The sequence below is a fragment of the Pseudomonas sp. AP3_22 TE3818 genome, from assembly GCF_053628995.1.
The window spans coordinates 4,950,936-4,971,829 of the sequence record NZ_JBRJHL010000001.1 but is presented as its reverse complement, the minus strand read 5'-3'; the positions used below and the strand labels follow the sequence as shown (position 1 = coordinate 4,971,829).

Here is a 20,894-nt window from a genome sequence, read left to right as displayed (position 1 = left end):
ACCGGGACCCGGAACACGATCCGCCAGACAACCCGCTTGAGCCATGAGCACGTTCTTCGCACAAACAAGGTGCCGACAGCGGTTGGCAGCGGAGGAAGTGCACATGGCTACGCTCATAGGAATCGTCAGTAAGGTCATCGGTCAGGTGTTCGCGGTTGCAAGCGACGGCACCCGGCGCGCGCTGGTCGAGGGGGACAAGCTGTTCGCCGGCGACCAACTGAGCACCGGCGCCGAAGGCGCGGTAGCGGTGCATCTGCAAAATGGCCAGGAACTGACCCTCGGGCGCGGCAGCAGCATGCAGATGACCCCGCAATTGCTCGCCAATCAGATTCCCCATGTGGACTCGTCCGAGGCGGTGACGCCGAGCCAGGCACAGCTGACGGATGTCGAACAGCTGCAAAAAGCCATTGCGGCGGGCGACGACCCGACCCAGACCGCTGAAGCCACCGCTGCCGGGCCTACCACGACTGCCGGTGTACCGGGTGGCATCGCGGGCAGCGGCCATAGTTTCGTCATGCTCGAAGAAGTGGGTGGGCGAGTCGATCCCATCATCGGTTTCCCCACTGCCGGTTTCAACGGCATTCCCGAACTTCCCGAAGAACGCCTGAACGCTAACCCGGACAATAACGCAGTAGCGGCCGATACCCCTGTGGTGCCGCCAGTGACGCCTGAGGTGCCGAACAATCCGGTCACCCTTGATGGCCTGTCGGTGGAGAATGGCGAGCTGACCGTCATTGAGGCCAACCTGGCCGACGGCTCGGCGAGCAACCCTGGTGCGCTGACCCAAAGCGGCACCTTCACCGTCAATGCACCCGATGGGCTGACCAGCCTCAGCATCGGCGGCATCAACGTGATCAGCGGCGGCGTGGCGGCAGGTTTTGCGCAGTCGATCACCACCCCGCTGGGCAGCACCCTGACCGTCACCGGCTATAACCCGGCCACGGGCGTGGTCAGTTACAGCTACACCCTCAACGGTGCCGAAACCCATGCAAGCGGTGAGGGGGGCAATACGCTCGGCGAACACTTCGCCGTGGTGGCCGGCGACAGCAATGGCGATAGCACCACCAGTTCGCTGGATATCAACATCGCCGACGACGTGCCCCAAGCGGTCGACGACAGCAATGGCATTGCCTCGGAAACCTTGCTGACGCTGAACGGCAACGTGCTGACCAACGATGTGCAAGGCGCTGACCGTGTGCCGGTCGGTGAAAACAGCGGGCCGATCACTCCCGGTACTTTCACCGGCATCTACGGCACCCTGGTGCTGAACGCCAATGGCACCTACACCTACACGCTGAACACCAGCGATGCCGATTTCAAGGCGTTGCACGGCGGTGGCGACGGCACCGACACTTTCACCTACACCCTCACCGACGCGGACGGCGATACCAGCACCGCCAACCTGGTGCTGCAGATCCACAACAACGATGATCCGGTGACGATTGGCGGCTTGAACGTAGAGGGCGGCGAACTCACCGTCTTCGAGAAAAATCTCAGCGATGGCAGCGCACCGGATGCCACCGCGCTGACTCAGAACGGCACCTTCACCGTTACTGCACTGGACGGCGTCACCAGCCTGACCGTGGGTGGCATCGCCGTGGTCACTGCGGGTGTGGCGGCGGGCTTCCCGCAGTCGATCACCACCCCGTTGGGCAGCACCCTGACCATCACCGGCTTCAACGCCGCCACCGGTGTCGTGAGCTACAGCTACACCCTGAACGACAACGAAGCGCATCCGACCGCCAACGGCGCCAACACATTGCCTGAGCAGTTCACTGTGACCGCGGTCGACGACAACGGCACTACCGCGACCGGTTCACTGGACGTCAATATCGTCGACGACCTGCCGAAGGGCGTGAACGACAGCAACGCTTCGACCGCTTCGGAAACCTTGTTGACCCTCAACGGCAACGTATTGACCAATGACGTGCAAGGCGCTGACCGGGTAACCATTGGTGAAGGCACTGGCCCGATCACCCCCGGCACTTTCACCGGTACCTACGGCACCCTGGTACTCAACGCCAACGGCACCTACACCTACACGCTGAACACCAGCGATGCCGATTTCAAGGCGTTGCACGGCGGTGGCGACGGCACCGACACTTTCACCTACACCATCACCGACGCGGACGGCGATACCAGCACCGCCAACCTGGTGCTGCAGATCCACAACAACGATGATCCGGTGACGATTGGCGGCTTGAACGTCGAGGGCGGCGAACTCACCGTCTTCGAGAAAAATCTCAGCGATGGCAGCGCACCGGATGCCACCGCGCTGACTCAGAACGGCACCTTCACCGTCACTGCCCTGGATGGCGTCACCAGCCTGACCGTCGGCGGTATTGCCGTGGTCACTGCGGGTGTGGCGGCCGGCTTCCCGCAATCGATCACCACCCCGTTGGGCAGCACGCTGACCATCACCGACTTCAACGCCGCCACCGGTGTCGTGAGCTACAGCTACACCCTGAACGACAACGAAGCGCATCTGACCGCCAACGGCGCCAACACATTGCCTGAGCAGTTTGCCGTGACCCTGGTCGATGACAACGGCACCACGGCCACCGGTTCACTGGACGTCAACATCGTCGATGACCTGCCACAAGGCGTGAGCGACAGCAACGCTTCGACCGCTTCGGAAACCTTGTTGACCCTCACCGGCAACGTGCTGAGCAATGACGTGCAAGGCGCTGACCGGGTAACCATTGGTGAAGGCACTGGCCCGATCACCCCCGGCACTTTCACCGGTACCTACGGCACCCTGGTACTCAACGCCAACGGCACCTACACCTACACGCTGAACACCAGCGATGCCGATTTCAAGGCGTTGCACGGCGGTGGCGACGGCACCGACACTTTCACCTACACCCTCACCGACGCGGACGGCGACAGCAGCACGGCCAAGTTGGTGCTGCAGATCCACAACAACGATGATCCGGTGACGATTGGCGGCTTGAACGTCGAGGGCGGCGAACTCACCGTCTTCGAGAAAAATCTCAGCGATGGCAGCGCACCGGATGCCACCGCGCTGACTCAGAACGGCACCTTCACCGTCACTGCCCTGGATGGCGTCAACAGCCTGAGCGTCGGCGGTATTGCCGTGGTCACTGCGGGTGTAGCGGCGGGCTTCCCGCAATCGATTACCACCCCGTTGGGCAGCACGCTGACCATCACCGGCTTCAACGCCGCCACCGGTGTCGTGAGCTACAGCTACACCCTGAACGACAACGAAACGCACCCTACGGCCAACGGTGCGAACACCCTGCCTGAGCAGTTCGCCGTGACCGCGGTCGACGACAACGGCACCACCGCGACCGGTTCACTGGACGTGAACATCGTCGACGACTTGCCTCAAGGCGTGAACGACAGCAACGCTTCAACCGCTTCGGAAACCCTGTTGATCCTCAACGGCAACGTGCTGAGCAACGACGTACAAGGCGCCGACCGGGTAACCATTGGTGAAGGCACTGGCCCGATCACCCCCGGCACTTTCACCGGTACCTACGGCACCCTGGTACTCAACGCCAATGGCACCTACACCTACACGCTGAACACCAGCGATGCCGATTTCAAGGCGTTGCACGGCGGTGGCGACGGCACCGACACTTTCACCTACACAATCACCGACGCGGACGGCGACAGCAGCACGGCCAAGTTGGTGCTGCAGATCCACAACAACGATGATCCGGTGACGATTGGCGGCTTGAACGTCGAGGGCGGCGAACTCACCGTCTTCGAGAAAAATCTCAGCGATGGCAGCGCACCGGATGCCACCGCGCTGACTCAGAACGGCACCTTCACCGTCACTGCCCTGGATGGCGTCACCACCTTGACTGTCGGCGGTATTGCCGTGGTCACTGCGGGTGTGGCGGCCGGCTTCCCGCAATCGATCACCACCCCGTTGGGCAGCACGCTGACTATCACCGGCTTCAACGCCGCCACCGGTGTCGTGAGCTACAGCTACACCCTCAACGACAACGAAGCGCATCCGACCGCCAACGGCGCCAACACATTGCCTGAGCAGTTCACCGTGACCGCGGTCGACGACAACGGCACCACCGCCACCGGTTCACTGGACGTCAATATCGTCGACGACCTGCCGAAGGGCGTGAACGACAGCAATGGCACCGCCTCGGAAACCCAACTGACCCTCAGTGGCAACGTGCTGAGCAACGACGTACAAGGCGCCGACCGGGTAACCATCGGTGAAGGCACTGGCCCGATCACCCCCGGCACCTTCACTGGCACTTACGGCACCCTGGTGCTGAACGCCAACGGCACTTACACCTACACGCTGAACACCAGCGATGCCGACTTCAAAGCCCTGCACGGCGGTGGCGACGGCACCGACACCTTCACCTACACCCTCACCGACGCGGACGGCGACAGCAGCACGGCCAAGTTGGTACTGCAAATCCACAACAACGACGATCCGGTAACCCTCAACGGCCTCAACGTGTACGGCGGCGAGCTCACGGTTTACGAGAAAAACCTCACTGACGGCAGCAACCCCAACACACCAGCCCTGACCCAAAGCGGCACCTTCACCGTCACCGCGCTGGACGGCGTCACCAGCTTGACCGTCGGCGGCATCGCCGTGGTCACCGGAGGCGTAGCGGCGGGCTTCCCGCAGTCGATCACTACGCCGTTGGGCAGCACGCTGACCATCACCGGCTTCAACGCCGCGACCGGTGTCGTGAGCTACAGCTACACCCTCAACGACAACGAAGCGCATCCGACCGCCAACGGCGCCAACACATTGCCTGAGCAGTTCACCGTGACCGCGGTCGACGACAACGGCACCACCGCCACCGGTTCACTGGACGTCAATATCGTCGACGACCTGCCGAAGGGCGTGAACGACAGCAATGGCACCGCCTCGGAAACCCAACTGACCCTCAGTGGCAACGTGCTGAGCAACGACGTACAAGGCGCCGACCGGGTAACCATCGGTGAAGGCACTGGCCCGATCACCCCTGGCACCTTCACTGGCACTTACGGCACCCTGGTGCTCAACGCCAACGGCACTTACACCTACACCCTCAACACCAGCGATGCCGACTTCAAAGCCCTGCACGGCGGTGGCGACGGCACCGACACCTTCACCTACACCCTCACCGACGCGGACGGCGACAGCAGCACGGCCAAGTTGGTACTGCAAATCCACAACAACGACGATCCGGTAACCCTCAACGGCCTCAACGTGTACGGCGGCGAGCTCACGGTTTACGAGAAAAACCTCACTGACGGCAGCAACCCCAGTGCATCGGCCCTGACCCAGAACGGGACCTTCACCGTCACCGCCCTCGATGGCTTGCAAACCCTGACCGTGGGCGGCATCACTGTCGTCAGCGCTGGCGTGGCCGTCGGCTTCCCGCAAACCGCCGTCACGCCGCTGGGCAGCACCCTGACCATCACCGGCTTCAACGCCGCCACCGGTGTGGTGAGCTACAGCTACACCCTCAACGACAACGAAGCGCACCCGACGGCCAACGGCGCCAACACCCTGCCTGAACAGTTCACCGTGACTGCGGTCGATGACAACGGCACCACGGCCACGGGCAGCCTCGACGTGAACATCGTCGACGATCTGCCGAAAGGCGTGAACGACAGCAATGGCACCGCCTCGGAAACCCTGCTGACCCTCAACGGCAACGTATTGACCAATGACGTGCAAGGCGCTGACCGTGTGCCGGTCGCTGAGAACAGCGGGCCGATCACCCCCGGCACCTTCACTGGCACCTACGGCACTTTGGTGCTCAATGCCAATGGCACCTACACCTACACCCTCAACACCAGCGACGCTGATTTCAAAGCCCTGCACGGCGGTGGCGACGGCACCGACACTTTCACCTACACCCTCACCGACTCGGACGGCGACAGCAGCACGGCCAACCTGGTACTGCAGATCCACAACAACGACGATCCGGTAACCCTCAACGGCCTCAACGTGTACGGCGGCGAGCTCACGGTTTACGAGAAAAACCTCACTGACGGCAGCAACCCCAACGCACCAGCCCTGACCCAGAACGGGACCTTCACGGTGACCGCCCTCGATGGCCTGCAAACCCTGACCGTGGGCGGCATCGCCGTGGTCACCGGAGGCGTAGCCGCCGGCTTCCCGCAGTCGATCACCACCCCATTGGGCAGCACGCTGACTATCACCGGCTTCAACGCCGCCACCGGTGTCGTGAGCTACAGCTACACCCTCAACGACAACGAAGCGCATCCGACCGCCAACGGCGCCAACACATTGCCTGAGCAGTTCACCGTGACCGCGGTCGACGACAACGGCACCACCGCCACCGGTTCACTGGACGTCAATATCGTCGACGACCTGCCGAAGGGCGTGAACGACAGCAATGGCACCGCCTCGGAAACCCAACTGACCCTCAGTGGCAACGTGCTGAGCAACGACGTACAAGGCGCCGACCGGGTAACCATCGGTGAAGGCACTGGCCCGATCACCCCCGGCACCTTCACTGGCACTTACGGCACCCTGGTGCTGAACGCCAACGGCACTTACACCTACACGCTGAACACCAGCGATGCCGACTTCAAAGCCCTGCACGGCGGTGGCGACGGCACCGACACCTTCACCTACACCCTCACCGACGCGGACGGCGACAGCAGCACGGCCAAGTTGGTACTGCAAATCCACAACAACGACGATCCGGTAACCCTCAACGGCCTCAACGTGTACGGCGGCGAGCTCACGGTTTACGAGAAAAACCTCACTGACGGCAGCAACCCCAACACACCAGCCCTGACCCAAAGCGGCACCTTCACCGTCACCGCGCTGGACGGCGTCACCAGCTTGACCGTCGGCGGCATCGCCGTGGTCACCGGAGGCGTAGCGGCGGGCTTCCCGCAGTCGATCACTACGCCGTTGGGCAGCACGCTGACCATCACCGGCTTCAACGCCGCGACCGGTGTGGTGAGCTACAGCTACACCCTCAACGACAACGAAGCGCACCCGAACGCCAACGGCGCCAACACCTTGCCTGAACAGTTTGCCGTGACTGCGGTCGACGACAACGGCACTACCGCGAGCGGTTCACTGGACGTCAATATCGTCGACGACCTGCCGAAGGGCGTGAACGACAGCAATGGCACCGCCTCGGAAACCCAACTGACCCTCAGCGGCAACGTGCTGAGCAACGACGTACAAGGCGCCGACCGGGTAACCATCGGTGAAGGCACTGGCCCGATCACCCCCGGCACCTTCACTGGCACTTACGGCACCCTGGTGCTGAACGCCAACGGCACTTACACCTACACGCTGAACACCAGCGATGCCGACTTCAAAGCCCTGCACGGCGGTGGCGACGGCACCGACACCTTCACCTACACCCTCACCGACGCGGACGGCGACAGCAGCACCGCCAACCTGGTGCTGCAGATCCACAACAACGACGATCCGGTAACCCTCAACGGCCTCAACGTGTACGGCGGCGAGCTCACGGTTTACGAGAAAAACCTCAGTGACGGCAGCAACCCCAACACACCAGCCCTGACCCAAAGCGGCACCTTCACCGTCACCGCGCTGGACGGCGTCACCACCTTGACTGTCGGCGGCATCGCCGTGGTCACCGGAGGCGTAGCGGCGGGCTTCCCGCAATCGATTACCACACCACTGGGCAGCACCCTGACCATCACCGGCTTCAACGCCGCCACCGGTGTCGTGAGCTACAGCTACACCCTGAACGACAACGAAGCGCATCTGACCGCCAACGGCGCCAACACCTTGCCTGAACAGTTCACCGTGACCGCGGTCGACGACAATGGCACCACGGCCACGGGCAGCCTGGACGTCAGCATCGTCGACGACCTGCCGAAAGGCGTGAATGACAGCAATGGCACCGCCTCGGAAACCCAACTGACCCTCAACGGCAACGTGCTGAGCAACGACGTGCAAGGTGCCGACCGGGTAACCATCGGTGAAGGCACTGGCCCGATCACCCCCGGCACTTTCACCGGCACCTACGGCACTTTGGTGTTGAATGCCAATGGCACTTACACCTACACGCTGAACACCAGCGATGCCGACTTCAAGGCGCTGCACGGCGGTGGCGACGGCACCGACACCTTCACCTACACCCTCACCGACGCGGACGGCGACAGCAGCACGGCCAAGTTGGTACTGCAAATCCACAACAACGACGATCCGGTAACCCTCAACGGCCTCAACGTGTACGGCGGCGAGCTCACGGTTTACGAGAAAAACCTCACTGACGGCAGCAACCCCAACACACCAGCCCTGACCCAAAGCGGCACCTTCACCGTCACCGCCCTCGATGGCTTGCAAACCCTGACCGTGGGCGGCATCACTGTCGTCAGCGCTGGCGTGGCCGTCGGCTTCCCGCAAACCGCCGTCACGCCGTTGGGCAGCACGCTGACCATCACCGGCTTCAACGCCGCGACCGGCGTGGTGAGCTACAGCTACACCCTCAACGACAACGAAGCGCATCCGACCGCCAACGGCGCCAACAGCCTCACCGAGAACTTCAACGTCGTCGCTACCGATACCGATGGCGACATCGCGAACGGGCAGATCAATGTCAACATCGTCGACGACCTGCCGAGCGCCAAACCTGACTCGTCGTTGGTAACGGAGGGCGGCACGGTCAATATCAGTGTGCTGGGCAATGACATCAACGGCGCCGATGGTCCGGCGACGGTGGTCGGCGTGCGCGCCGGCAGCAATACCTCGACCTCGGCCGTCGGCGGGCTGGGCAACCCGATCAACGGCACCTATGGTTACCTGACGCTCGATGCCAGCGGTAACGCGGTGTATCACAGCAACCCGAATTCGGTCGGCGCTGCCGGGGCCACGGATACGTTCACCTATACCGTGCGCGACTCCGATGGCGATGAAAGCACCACCACCATCACCATCGACGTGGCCAACAGCAATATCAAGGCCAACCCCGATAGCGACGTGACCGTCTACGAAAAAGCCCTCGACCTGAGCCAGGGCGGCCAGGATCTGGCCGCCGGTACGGTCACCGGCAGCGACCCGGGCAATACCGGTGAAACCGCGTCCGGCACCCTGGTCGGATCCGTCTCGGGTGCCAGCGGCGCGCTCACCTACACCCTGGTCGGCAGCGCCACCGGCGCCTACGGGCAGATCCTGCTCAACCCCGACGGCAGCTACACCTACACCCTGACCTCGGCGCCAAAAACTTCGCCGAATGCCAACGACGGGCCGAACAGCCTGAGTGAAAGCTTCACCTACAAGGCCACCGATGCGGCGGGCAACAGCAGCACCAGCACCATCGTGGTCAACATTGTCGATGACGTGCCCAAGGCGGTGGCATCGGATCGCTCGGTGGCGGCAGTGGAGATCGATTCCAACCTGCTGATCGTGCTCGACGTCTCCGGCAGCATGGCCGACGCTTCCGGCGTATTGGACGGGTCGGGCGCATCTCTGTCGCGGCTGGCTCTGGCCAAGCAGGCCATCAGTGCCTTGCTGGATAAATACGACGACCTCGGCGATGTGAAAGTGCAACTCGTCACCTTCAGCAGCAGTGCCACGGACAGGACCTCGGTGTGGGTCGATGTCGCGACCGCCAAGACACTGCTCACCGGCCTCACCGCGAACGGCGGGACCAACTACGACGCGGCCGTGGCGACCATGCAGACCGCCTTCAACACCTCGGGCAAACTGACCGGCGCGCAAAACGTCGGCTACTTCTTCTCCGACGGCAAGCCCACCTCCGGCCAGGAAATCGGCACCGCCGACGAAACCGCGCTCAAAGCCTTCCTCGATGCCAACAACATCAAGAACTACGCGATCGGCCTGGGCAGCGGCGTGAGCAACGCCAACCTCGATCCGCTGGCCTATGACGGCAGCAGCCACACCAACACCAATTCGGTGGTGGTGACCGACCTCAATCAGCTCAACTCGGTGCTGTCCGGCACTGTGATCGGCGCCCCGGTGACCGGTTCGCTGCTGGCCGAGGGCGGTACATTCGGCGCCGACGGCGGCTTCATCAAGACCATCACGGTGGACGGCATCACCTACACCTACGATCCGAGCGCCAACAGCAATCAGGGCTCGCTGAACTTCAGCGGCAGCGTCAACCACGGCACGTTCAACACCGTGGACAACACGCTGAGCATCGCGACCAACAACAGCGGTACCTTGCTGGTCAATCTCGACACCGGCGAATACACCTACATTTCGCAGAAAGCCACCTCGGTGGTGATCACCGAAAACATCGGATTCACCGTCAGCGACAACGACGGCGACCTGGCCAGCTCCATCCTGACGGTCAAAGTCATACCGAACGCACCGCCAGTGGCTGCCGATGACCATGTCATCACCAACGTGCTCTCGGGCAACATCGTGGTGCCGGGCGAGCTGTTGCTGGCCAACGACACCGATCCCAATGGCGATCAGCTCTCGGCGACTCCGACCTCCTTCAACACCGGCTGGATAGGGAGGGGGGCGGATTTCACCGGCACCAACCAGAACTTCAATTTCAACGGCAAGACTGTGACCCTGGCCCGCAGTGCCTTCGTCGCCGACGCGGCGGCCATGACCGCTATGCTGGTGGTCAGTGGCGCGCTGGGTTCGGTCGGCGGCAATAACGCTGACGATTTCATTACCGTCACCCTCAAGGATGGCGAAACCCTCAACCTGAACCACGACCTGGCGGCCGGGCGTATCAGCATGGAGTACTCGGCCAACGGCGGCGGGTTCACCTCCATTGCGGACGGCCAGACCATCACCGCGACAGGGAATACGACCTACCAGATCCACATCAGCAACATCCCCAACGGCTCGAGTGGTGGCAACGGTTCTGAAGACTATGAACTGACCATGACCGTCAACTACTCCGGGGCTCACGACATCGCCCCGGACTACCACGGCACCTACACCGCCAACGACAACCACGGCGGCAGCGACTCGGCCAACCTGACCATCAGCTATCAGGACGGCCACACCCTCACCGGCACCAGCGGGGATGACGTCATGGTGGCGGGCACGGGCAACAACGTCATCAATGCCGGCGACGGCAACGATGTGCTCACCGCCGGCTCCGGCAACAACGAGCTGCATGGCGGCGCCGGCAATGATCTGCTCTTCAGTGGACCGGGCATTGACACTCTGGATGGCGGCACGGGCATCGACACAGCCAGCTATGCCCACGCCACCGCCGGGGTCACGGTCGACCTCAGCCTGCTCGCTGCGCAGAACACCTTCGGCGCGGGCACGGACACCCTGACGGCTATCGAAAACCTCACCGGGTCGAACTTCAACGACGCCCTGAGCGGCAATAACACCAACAACGTGATCAACGGCGGCCTGGGCAACGACATCCTCAATGGCGGGGGCGGCGATGACTTGCTGATCGGCGGTCTGGGCAACAACACCCTAAGCGGCGGGGCAGGGGCCGATACCTTCCAGTGGCTGAAGGACAACAGTGGCCATGACGTGATCACCGACTTCACGCCCGGCACCGACAAGCTCGACCTGTCGCAACTGCTGCAAGGGGAAAACGGCACCACGGCTTCGCTGGACGACTACCTGCACTTCACCGTCACCGGCAGCGGGGCGTCGACGGTGACCAGCATCGACGTCAGCGCCATGGCCGGCGCCGCGCCGAACCAGACCATCGACCTGGCCGGCGTCAACCTCGCCAGTCAATACGGTGTCACGCCGGGAGCGGGTGGGGTGGTCGCGAGCGGGCATGACACGGCGACCATCATCAACGGCATGCTCAACGATCATTCGTTGAAGGTGGATACCGTGTGATCTGAAAACCTCAACGAAAAAACCCGTCATCCCTGTGCAAGTGATGGCGGGTTTTTTATTGTCCGAGACATAGACGAATATCCGACCAGTGGTAGCAAAACCTGTAATTTCTGACAGTAGCCAGCCATTTGTAACTGCCTTTTAATCGAGTCAACGATCAGTCGAATCGAGAGTTCATTTTCCTCGTACTGCGCTTCGAACAGGCGCCGATCACTCTGGATTGGGCGTTGAGTCGCTACGTGGGCTGAAGGCCCAACACTGAAAGGAGCTTTGAAATGACCGTCCCTGAAAAGCTGTCAAGCAAAGAAAAAAGACTGCTCAGTTACAGGAAAAAAACGCGTAATGGTCCTCTGGATAAATTGGGAACGCCCACACTGGAAACGATCGTATTGCTACCAGCAACGGCCGATGACCCGGGTAATCAACTTCATTCCAGGGATCAAGGTCTTGAGATGAAGCTGAAGATCCCACGGATTCCAGTGTCACTCTATCCGGAAGGCTCAAATATCACCGTACAAGCACTGTTTAATGACGACCCGGTAGGGGTCACACTGACCGGGATTACGCCGTTAGATGATGCGTGGTTCGAACAAACTCTGACGGTGCCGGCAGGCAATACGGCCACTGAGGGTGAGCACACGGTGGGGTATCGTGTTTTCTATCGACTGAACGAAGACGATTCGGATCCGCTGTTGGACATCCGGGTAGACACTACTCCCCCTGCTCCTGCCACCGAGGCCATTGTTCCTGCCAGGATCAAAGCCGAGGGCATTACGGCCGAGTACTTTGACGAGGAAAAAGTCGACCATGTCCTGGTGGGATACTTGCCGACCTACGCCGTTGCAAAAATCGGAGACGTCGTTGAGTTCATGTTCAAGGAAGTCGGGAAACCGGACGATCAGGCGACGCTCATCGAGCGCATTGAGCGCCTGAACCTTTCGGATCCGTTGAACACAAGAAAACTGACTAAATCCTTGATCGGGATAGACGAAGGAGAAATCGAGTTATTTGTCTATGTGACTGATCGCAAGGGAAACAAAAGTTCTGCTTCGCCGAAACTTAAAGTTGATGTGGCACTATTCCCTGCCCCGGCTGGAGAGGTGGTGACCGTTGCGCTGCATGATGATGACAACATCATTTTGTTCGAGGATGCACGCCGGCCAGTGAGCGCCATGCTCGACTATTTGAATTTCAAGCCTAATGATAAATGGCGGTTGGTGGTTGATCACCAAACGCCGCCATTGGAACCTGATGTGAGTGCTGTTCCGTTTTCCCATACATTGACTTATCGGTATCTTTACAATGATAACGATGGTCCGAAGGATGTTGATTTTGAATGGCAAATAAGGCGCGGCAACAAGCTCTATCCGACTGTACCCCATAGCCGTAAACTGAAGATCGACCTGAGAAAGCCGGGCGAACAGCCCGATCCCGATAATCCCGGTTTACCTGGCTCGCCTGATCCGAAGTTGCCGCTGATAACGGTTCAGGGCGTAGATGTGTTACGGCCAAACTACCTGACCAAGCTGGATGGAGAACTGGGCGCGAACGCATACGTCAATATCTATAAAGGACACAAAAAAGGCGATGTTGTACAGCTTATTTATCACGGAGCAGAAGTCGATGAAGCCGATGGTGGTGTTGTCGAACTGGACGGCAGCGAAACCGACACTACAGTTCTGAAGTTTAAAATCCCCGCTGCTTATATCAAGGCCACCCCAAACAATACGCAAATACGTGCCGAATATTTTGTCAGTCATGATCAAAATGCCACGGTGGCGCGCTCGAGAACGCAACACGTCGAGGTTTATGTTAACGAGATTCCCCTGCCACAGCCTGATTTTGCCATTACTGGCGATGCTGGCGATGGCCCGGAGTTGTATTGCGGATCTTTAAAACACAATGCGGATCTGGGCACGATGGCCGTTGAAGTCAAGTTTCCGGCAAAGGCAAATCTAAAAGACACCCTCGTTATCTTTCACGTTAAGGGGTACGAAAACACACAGGATGAGAATGGCAAAAATGTGCCGGGCCTGAGGTTGCCAGAAGCTGTGGATACCGTGACAAAAACGCCGAACGAGGCAGAAGCCGCGGCAGGTTTTAGCGTATTTTTCACTTATCACGTCTTCCAAAAAATCAAGAACGGTTGGTGTGACATCGTGTGCAGTGCCGTTCAGGAGGGGCATGACACAACGTCCGATGCTCGGTTGTTCCGGGTGGGCATGGAGCTCCCGGGGGGGGATTTCTGCCGTATTTCATGATCGAAAAAAACGAGAGGCGCTTAGGCGCCTCTCGTTTTTCATTACGTTATCCACTGTGTTGAAAGTCAGTTTAGGTAATGAGGGTTTTGCAAGTGCGATTGGAGATTAATCCTACATTTTTTTGTAGGAAGTAACGCTATCTTGCGCCCCCCTTCATAGTCCTCCAGTTGGTTTCATTCGGTGAGGACGGATTGATCAACAGGACATGAGCATGACAACTGACAACGTAACGTTACGCCGAACTTTTGTTTCAGCTTCCAATGGGATGCTGGCATTAGTGCCGGCATTTTTTTTGATGAGTTCGACAGCGTTCGCTGCCGTGATCGTCGACAACGGATCCACCCTGGATATCGATTCAACGGCTGCACCTGACAGCTATTCGGTGAAAAGCAACAGCACGCTGAAGATGACTGATGCGACCACCCGAAGTGTCAATGTCCAGACCGGTTCTACCCTGAACATCAATGGCGCGACCGTCACCGGCAATCCGGGTCAGGCGGGGATAACCATCAATACCAGCCGCGCAACCATTGATCGGGCGACGGTCAGCAGCGACACCATTGCGTTGCTGGTCAATCGCACGGCCCGAGGAACCTCAGGGTCGACGGTGACTGCAGCCAACAGCATTTTCAGTGGTGCCACCGCTGGTGCCGCGGTGACAGGTTTCAGTACCCTCGCGCTGATCAACTCCGAAGTCACCGGAACGGACGCAGGCAGCTTTGGCCTGATTGTGGCGGGAGGCTCCGTCACCGCATCCGCCGATACGCGAATCAGCGGTGAAGCCGCAGGCGTGCGATTTGAAACGGATCCGCTCGTTGGCACTGCGTCGCTGGTGCTGGACGACTCAAGCGTCGTGGGCCGCGATGGGCCGGCGATTCAAGTGGACGACGGTGTCGACGCCAGTATCGAAGTGTTGAACGGTTCCACGCTGGCGGGCGGTAACGGCAACCTGCTGGAAGTGCTGGGGGCATCGACGGCCGCCATGAGAGTGGCCGGCAGCGCCTTGCAAGGCAACGTGCAAGTCACTGACGCCAGCACCGCCAACCTGACGTTTGATCGAGGTCAGATGATTGGTGACGTGGTGGTCGAGGACGGTTCTACCGCCAATGTCACCCTGCAAAACGGTTCGCAGTTCACCGGTCGCCTGGATAACGTCACGGGCGTCACCCTCAGCCAGTCGAACTGGACCATGACCGGCAATGACACCATCGGCAGCCTGAGCATGGATGGCGGCCGGGTCGATTTCGGTGATGCCGGGGGCGCATTTCGTCAACTGAACGTGGGAACCCTCGATGGCACCGGCACGTTTGCCATGAAGGGCGATTTCTCTACCGGTGCCGGTGATTTTCTCAATGTGACCGGCGCAGCCAATGGTCAATTCGGCCTGGAAGTCGCGGCTTCCGGCACGGATGCGGTGGCCACGCAACCATTGGCACTGGTGCGCACCGCCAGTGGCACTGCACAGTTTTCGCTGGTCGGCGGGCGGGTGGATCTGGGCACCTGGTCCTATGATCTGGCGAGTGCCACCGATGGCAGCGGTGGTACAGAGTGGTTCCTCGACCCCGCCACCAAAACGGTCAGCTCCGGTGCCCAGACAGCGATGGCGCTGTTCCGCACCGCGACGACCATTTCCTATGGCGAGCTGAAATCACTGGAAAACCGCATGGGTGACTTGCAGTCGGACGGCAAGTTGCATGGCGTTTGGGTACGACCTTACGGCAACAAGTACAACGTTGGCGAGGGCGCGGGCGTGGCCTATCAACAGCGGCAACAGGGTGTTTCCATGGGCGCCGACACCCGTCTGGGCGATGGTCCGTGGAGCGTCGGGGTGCTGGCCGGTTACAGCCAGTCGGACATTGATCTAAAAGGCGGAAGCAGCGCAACGGTCGATAGCTTCTACGCCGGTCCGTACGTTGGCTGGCAGGCTCCGGACACCGGCTACTACGTCGAAGGCGCGCTGAAATTCAACCATTTCCGCAACGACTCGAAAGTCCGCTTGAGCGACGGAACCCGCGCCAAAGGCGACTACAGCAACTCGGCGGTCAGCGCCCTGGTGGAAGTCGGCCGCAACATCCGGCTGGAGGATGACTGGCGGGTCAAACCTTCCGCCCAGTTGTCGGCGGCAGTCATCGAGGGCGCGAGCTATGACCTGGACAATGGCATGGACGCCGACGGCGACCGGACACGTTCGTTGCGCGCCAAGCTGGGTGTCGCTGCCGGTCGTGACTTCAAGCTGGGCGGCGGTACCGTCGTGCAGCCATACGGGCGGGTCGCGATGGTTCATGAGTTTGCCAACAATGACAACGTGCATGTCAACGGCAACGAACTGAACAGCGATTTGTCGGGCAGTGGTGTTGAGGTGGGTGGCGGAGTGGCTTTTTCCCTGCGATCTAATGTACGGCTGAGTGCGGACCTCGACTACGGCAAAGGGAAAAACTACGAGCAGCCATGGTCGATGAGGCTGGGGGTGAGCTACGGGTTTTGATGGCCTGGTATAAAGGAATGAAAAAAACCGCGTTAAGCGGTTTTTTTCGTTTTTCAGATACTGCTTTTACAATCTGGTTTGCGAGTCACAGCTTATTAACGTGATATACGAATGTACCAGTCTCGCGAAGCCCGGCCATCCACACCTTTCAGGTAAAACTTGTAAGGGCCTCCGAGTGGATGCGAGCCAGTGTTTACATGAAATGTCCCATCTTCTTCAGCCAATTTTCTACCCGCAAAAATATCGTTGTCACGGTACAGGCTGACATAGGTGTTTGGCGGGGCCCCGCGGCCGTTGAAAGTAAACGCTTTGTTTTCAGATACACTTCCTCCATCTGGAATTTCAATTCCATTGGGGTCGGTAACATTGTCGATGGATAATTCACCTTTTGTAATGATGCTGAAACGATGAACAGCAGAGTACGGTAGGTCGCTGCCGTATAGCGGTTTGATTCTCAGGTCGTAGTTTTTAAAGCGCAATCCGCCAAGTTCAGCTTTAAAAGTATTATTGCCTTCGACCGACACCTCACGCAAAAAGTCGTCGCCGTCAAATATTTGCACTTTCTGCAGTCTGTGGGCTTGGCCTTCGACAGTCACGGTCGTTTCGTATGTGTAACCGTCCGGGTCAATATCGTTTGTGGAGTCAAAAATGCGCCTGATAGTTGGCCTGACTGCCTGTTCAATGGTGAACGTCCAGTGTTGAGTGCTTTCCGGGTTACCGGTGTACAGGCCCCTGATTTTGATGTTGTAGGCAGTTTCAGGTAATCCGAGAATAACTTTTCGGAAGTCACCCTTTTCATCGGCCGTGGCTTCACCGAGACGGGAGGTACCATTCAGTATCTCGACTGTTCCATGTGGTTTGGCTTGGCCAGTAAAAGTCAGTTTCGTATGAAGTGTGGTTCCACCTCCACTTCCTCCGACTTTGTTACCCTCAGGGTCAGTCACTTCATCAAGGATCGGCACGATGGTGGGCGCTTCGGGATTAATCGTCCAAGGATTTGACTCGGCATTGTCACCATAGTCTGCCACCGCAATGAATTGATAAGTGGTTCCGTAAATCAGATCTTGAACGAGTTTGGCCCATTTGCCCGTATCGTCGGTCGGTTCTGGCGTCAGGTCGGTGACTCCGTTGATCTGTAGCTTGATCGCCGCTAGCGGCGCCGCATCACCCCTGACAATTACATAGTTGTATGGGGTTGTACCGTTGTCCTCGATCAGGCCGTCCGAATCGAATACACGGGTATTGTGCGGCTGGATGATGGATTCCACCGTAAAGGTGCGAGGCGGATTGGTGGTTTCGTTGTCGCCATATTCCGCCCGAGCGGTCAGGCTGTAGTCACCGTCTGTCACATCGAGCAGAAATTTCCAGACGCCATCGACGAGATCGGCAGTTGCGATGGCGTCTTTTATCGGGACGTCGCTATTGAGTAGCTGAATGCTCTCACCGGGCAGAGCATGTCCCGTGATGAACAACGGACTCTTGTCGGTGGTCCCACCTTCATCGACAGGGGGGCCGTCTTCGGATTCGCGGACGTCGTCCAGGCTCAGCTTGACGTCCAGCGCCACGTGAAAGGTGCGGGCCGGGGTGGAAATCTCGCCATTGCCATAAAGCGCCTCGACGGTAAGGCGGTACTCATTGGGGGCGGACACCTCAAGTTCGATTTCCCAGTATCCGGTCTCCTCGTCGGTGGGTGTGATTGCTTCGCCGATGGGCTTGTCATGATTGCGCAATTGCACACGTCTGCCGGGCCTGGCATAGCCGTAGATCTTTACCTTTTTATCGTAGGTAGTGTCGCCGTCAGGGATCGGCCCCTTGGAGCCGACGACTTCATCCAGGCTCAGCTTGACGTCCTCCTTTACGGAAAAGGGATAGGGCGGCTCGGAAATTTCACCCTCGCCATAAAGCGCCTTGGCTCTAAGGCGGTACTCATTGAAGCCGGACACCTCAAGTTCGATTTCCCAGAGTCCGTCTTCCTCCCGAGCGGTCCCTGTTGCTCCGTCGATAAGGGTGTCGTAATTGAGCAGCTGCACCTGTTCGCCGGGCCAGGCATTGCCGCGGACCGTAACCATTTCGTCGTAGGTGGAGCCGTCTTCAGGGATCACCCTCTGGGAATCGGAGACCTCATAGAGAATCAGTTTTACATCCGATACGACACGGAAGTTGAATACATCGGACTCTTTACCATTGGCTGCCCTGATCTTGATCTTGTAGGTGCCAGCGGCGAGTCCATCGAGGGTGAGTCTGAAAAAACCGTCAGGATTAACGTTGATTTTCTTGCCCGTGGTTGTGTCGTCATTGAACGCTTCAACTTCCATACCGGGAGGTGCGAAGCCGGAGAACTCCAGCGAATCACCGGTGTAGGGATCGCCATCGTCAATCGGGCCATCCTTGCCGATGACTTTGTCGATGATCGGCGTCTCGCTCGCCAGGACGATCTCGTACGGAGTGGAGTAGTTAAAATCCGGTTGTAGCTCCATTGCGACAAGCTTGTAGCGCTTGAAGTCCGACAGTGTGTGCAATTTGCTCCAGTTTCCTGAACCTCCGCTGGTCACCGTAGTGAGTTGATCCATGTTATGGCGAATCTCGAGATCCGTATCTCGGCCGGCCGTACCCTTGAAGGTCAGGGTTTTGGAATAGGTTGCGGTGTTTCGGCCAACGGTTTGACCATCTTTGTCCAGGACTGCATCGAAGGTTACTGGTTCTGTTGTTTCACTCTGCGTGTCTGACGTAAGTGTTGAGGTATTCGGTGGTTTAGCAGTCATGATGATGACTCCGGGCATGAAAAGTGAATGTGCCCGAGTGATTTAAAACCTAGTCCGATAGCTTGCCTACTGTCATAAATAACAGGTGCGAGGTGGTTTCCGATCAATGGTCGATACGCATTGGCTGCATTGGTTTCGGCGGCCCGATCAGTTGCCTCCCGTCCCGAATACAATCAACTCCCGGATGAGACTTTGAGGTGGATTTTTATTGATGACAGCCAAGGCTGTAGTGCTGGAGGGTCGACAGGGCCGGCGGCAGTCCACCAGGCAATCTCAGTTCACCATTTTTCCGCTCGGTGTTTTTCTGGAGATATTGAACTCCATTTGCTATTGAAGGAAACGATGTCAACTAAGACTCGAAGTGTTTCGGGTGGCTACTGTGATAGTTGCCAGGTGTTTATTGTCTTTGGAGAATGAGTGGTGTTACTGGTATGGAAAGATGTTTTGTATTGCGATTTATTCTGGTGTAACTGGTATTTTTGACAGTGGCGCTTGTGTGTATGTCTTTTTAAAGTGGTGTTTCTTCTTTTGAATGCATTGATTTTAAGAGGTGGCATCATGACGGCTGTAGCTGGTTTTTCAAAAACTGAAAGTTCTCCCTGGGAACTGGCAAGTTTTCGCATTAATGGTGAGGACGTGCCGTGGAACTCGCCAGGCATCGGACTTCGTCGCGGGCAGTCAAATGAATTAACCGTCCAAGCGCCTTGGCTGAGCGGAACTAAAATCAATCTGGGATTGGTGAGTGACGAAGGGCTGGTCATCAGAGCCTCGCCTGAATTCGGTGAGTGGGTGCCGGAAGAGGGCAATACAGCAAAGTGGACACTGACGCCTGACAATATAAGCGGGCGTGTCAGGCTGGTGTTTTTTAGCCGGAAGTTTGAGCAGGTTCATAATTTTCCGTGTTGGGTGTTGTCGTCCAACCTGTCCGATGAGGGGTTCGCTACATTGGGTAGCACCGTCACACCAATACCTGCAGACTCGAAAAAGTTTTGGCCGGCCATAGGCAGAACCCTCAATTTTCAGGCTAAACCCGGTAGCCCCATCGCAGGCTTTCCACTGATGTTGAAGGTGCAAGCCAAACAGCCCGGGGCCGATCCGGTGACCAGCATCCCCCTCGTGATGGCGCCCACCACGAATCAGCAGTGGTCTGTGACCGCTGTAACGGAAGCCCGAGAGGTAGCTTTTGATCTCATCATTTCGGGTCAAGGGATGACGCCGCTTACCGTATCGGACTGCGTCAGGTTCTCCTCAAACCTTCTGGATTACGCCACGATCAAGCTGAATGACGTGGATGTTCCTGCTGACGGAGCACGGTTCAAGGGCGATACACCAGGAACGCTGAGTGTCGTTGCTAAACCGGGCAGCCCATCACTGGATTCAATGTATCTATACTGGGAAAAAGGCGGTGGACAGCTCAATGGAAATGACTTCAAGAGCGATCCTGGCTTCACTTTTCCAAACGGCAGTATGACTTGGGATATAACCTGTCCTGCGCGAACGAGTGGTGAGTTTGCATTGAGGATTAGAAAGGTTTTTGGTGCCACACAGACCAGCTTTCGTTGTTTGCTGGTGCCATAATCCATGTAGTTGATGCGTTTGGGGATGGCTCCGTTGATTGGGGCATC

The 20,894-nt window shown here is 58.7% G+C and carries 5 protein-coding genes; 4 read left to right on the top strand and 1 reads right to left on the bottom strand.

Annotation, left to right across the window (positions count from 1 at the left end; translation table 11 throughout):
• Nucleotides 1-103 precede the first annotated feature (103 nt).
• The 3 genes from AB7M25_RS22645 (at nucleotide 104) to AB7M25_RS22635 (ending at nucleotide 16,507) form a co-directional block, all read left to right on the top strand.
• Nucleotides 104-11,761: a retention module-containing protein gene (locus AB7M25_RS22645; protein WP_454238017.1), complete on the top strand. Its 11,658-nt coding sequence runs from the start codon at nucleotides 104-106 to the stop codon at nucleotides 11,759-11,761.
• 275 nt (nucleotides 11,762-12,036) lie between these two features.
• A complete protein-coding gene (locus AB7M25_RS22640; protein ID WP_429385740.1) occupies nucleotides 12,037-14,022 on the top strand; it encodes a hypothetical protein in 1,986 nt (661 codons plus the stop codon).
• A 295-nt stretch (nucleotides 14,023-14,317) separates the two neighbouring features.
• A complete protein-coding gene (locus AB7M25_RS22635) occupies nucleotides 14,318-16,507 on the top strand; it encodes an autotransporter outer membrane beta-barrel domain-containing protein (RefSeq protein ID WP_454238016.1) in 2,190 nt (729 codons plus the stop codon).
• 95 nt (nucleotides 16,508-16,602) lie between these two features.
• Here the strand turns inward: AB7M25_RS22635 and AB7M25_RS22630 are convergent, their stop codons facing one another.
• Complete coding sequence (locus tag AB7M25_RS22630; protein ID WP_429516892.1) at nucleotides 16,603-19,269, bottom strand: carboxypeptidase-like regulatory domain-containing protein; 2,667 nt, start codon at nucleotides 19,267-19,269, stop codon at nucleotides 16,603-16,605.
• A gap of 528 nt (nucleotides 19,270-19,797) precedes the next feature.
• On the opposite strand from AB7M25_RS22630, the gene AB7M25_RS22625 reads away from it, so the two are divergent.
• On the top strand, nucleotides 19,798-20,847 hold the full coding sequence (locus tag AB7M25_RS22625) for a hypothetical protein (RefSeq protein WP_429560603.1): 1,050 nt from the start codon (nucleotides 19,798-19,800) through the stop codon (nucleotides 20,845-20,847).
• Nucleotides 20,848-20,894 lie beyond the last annotated feature (47 nt).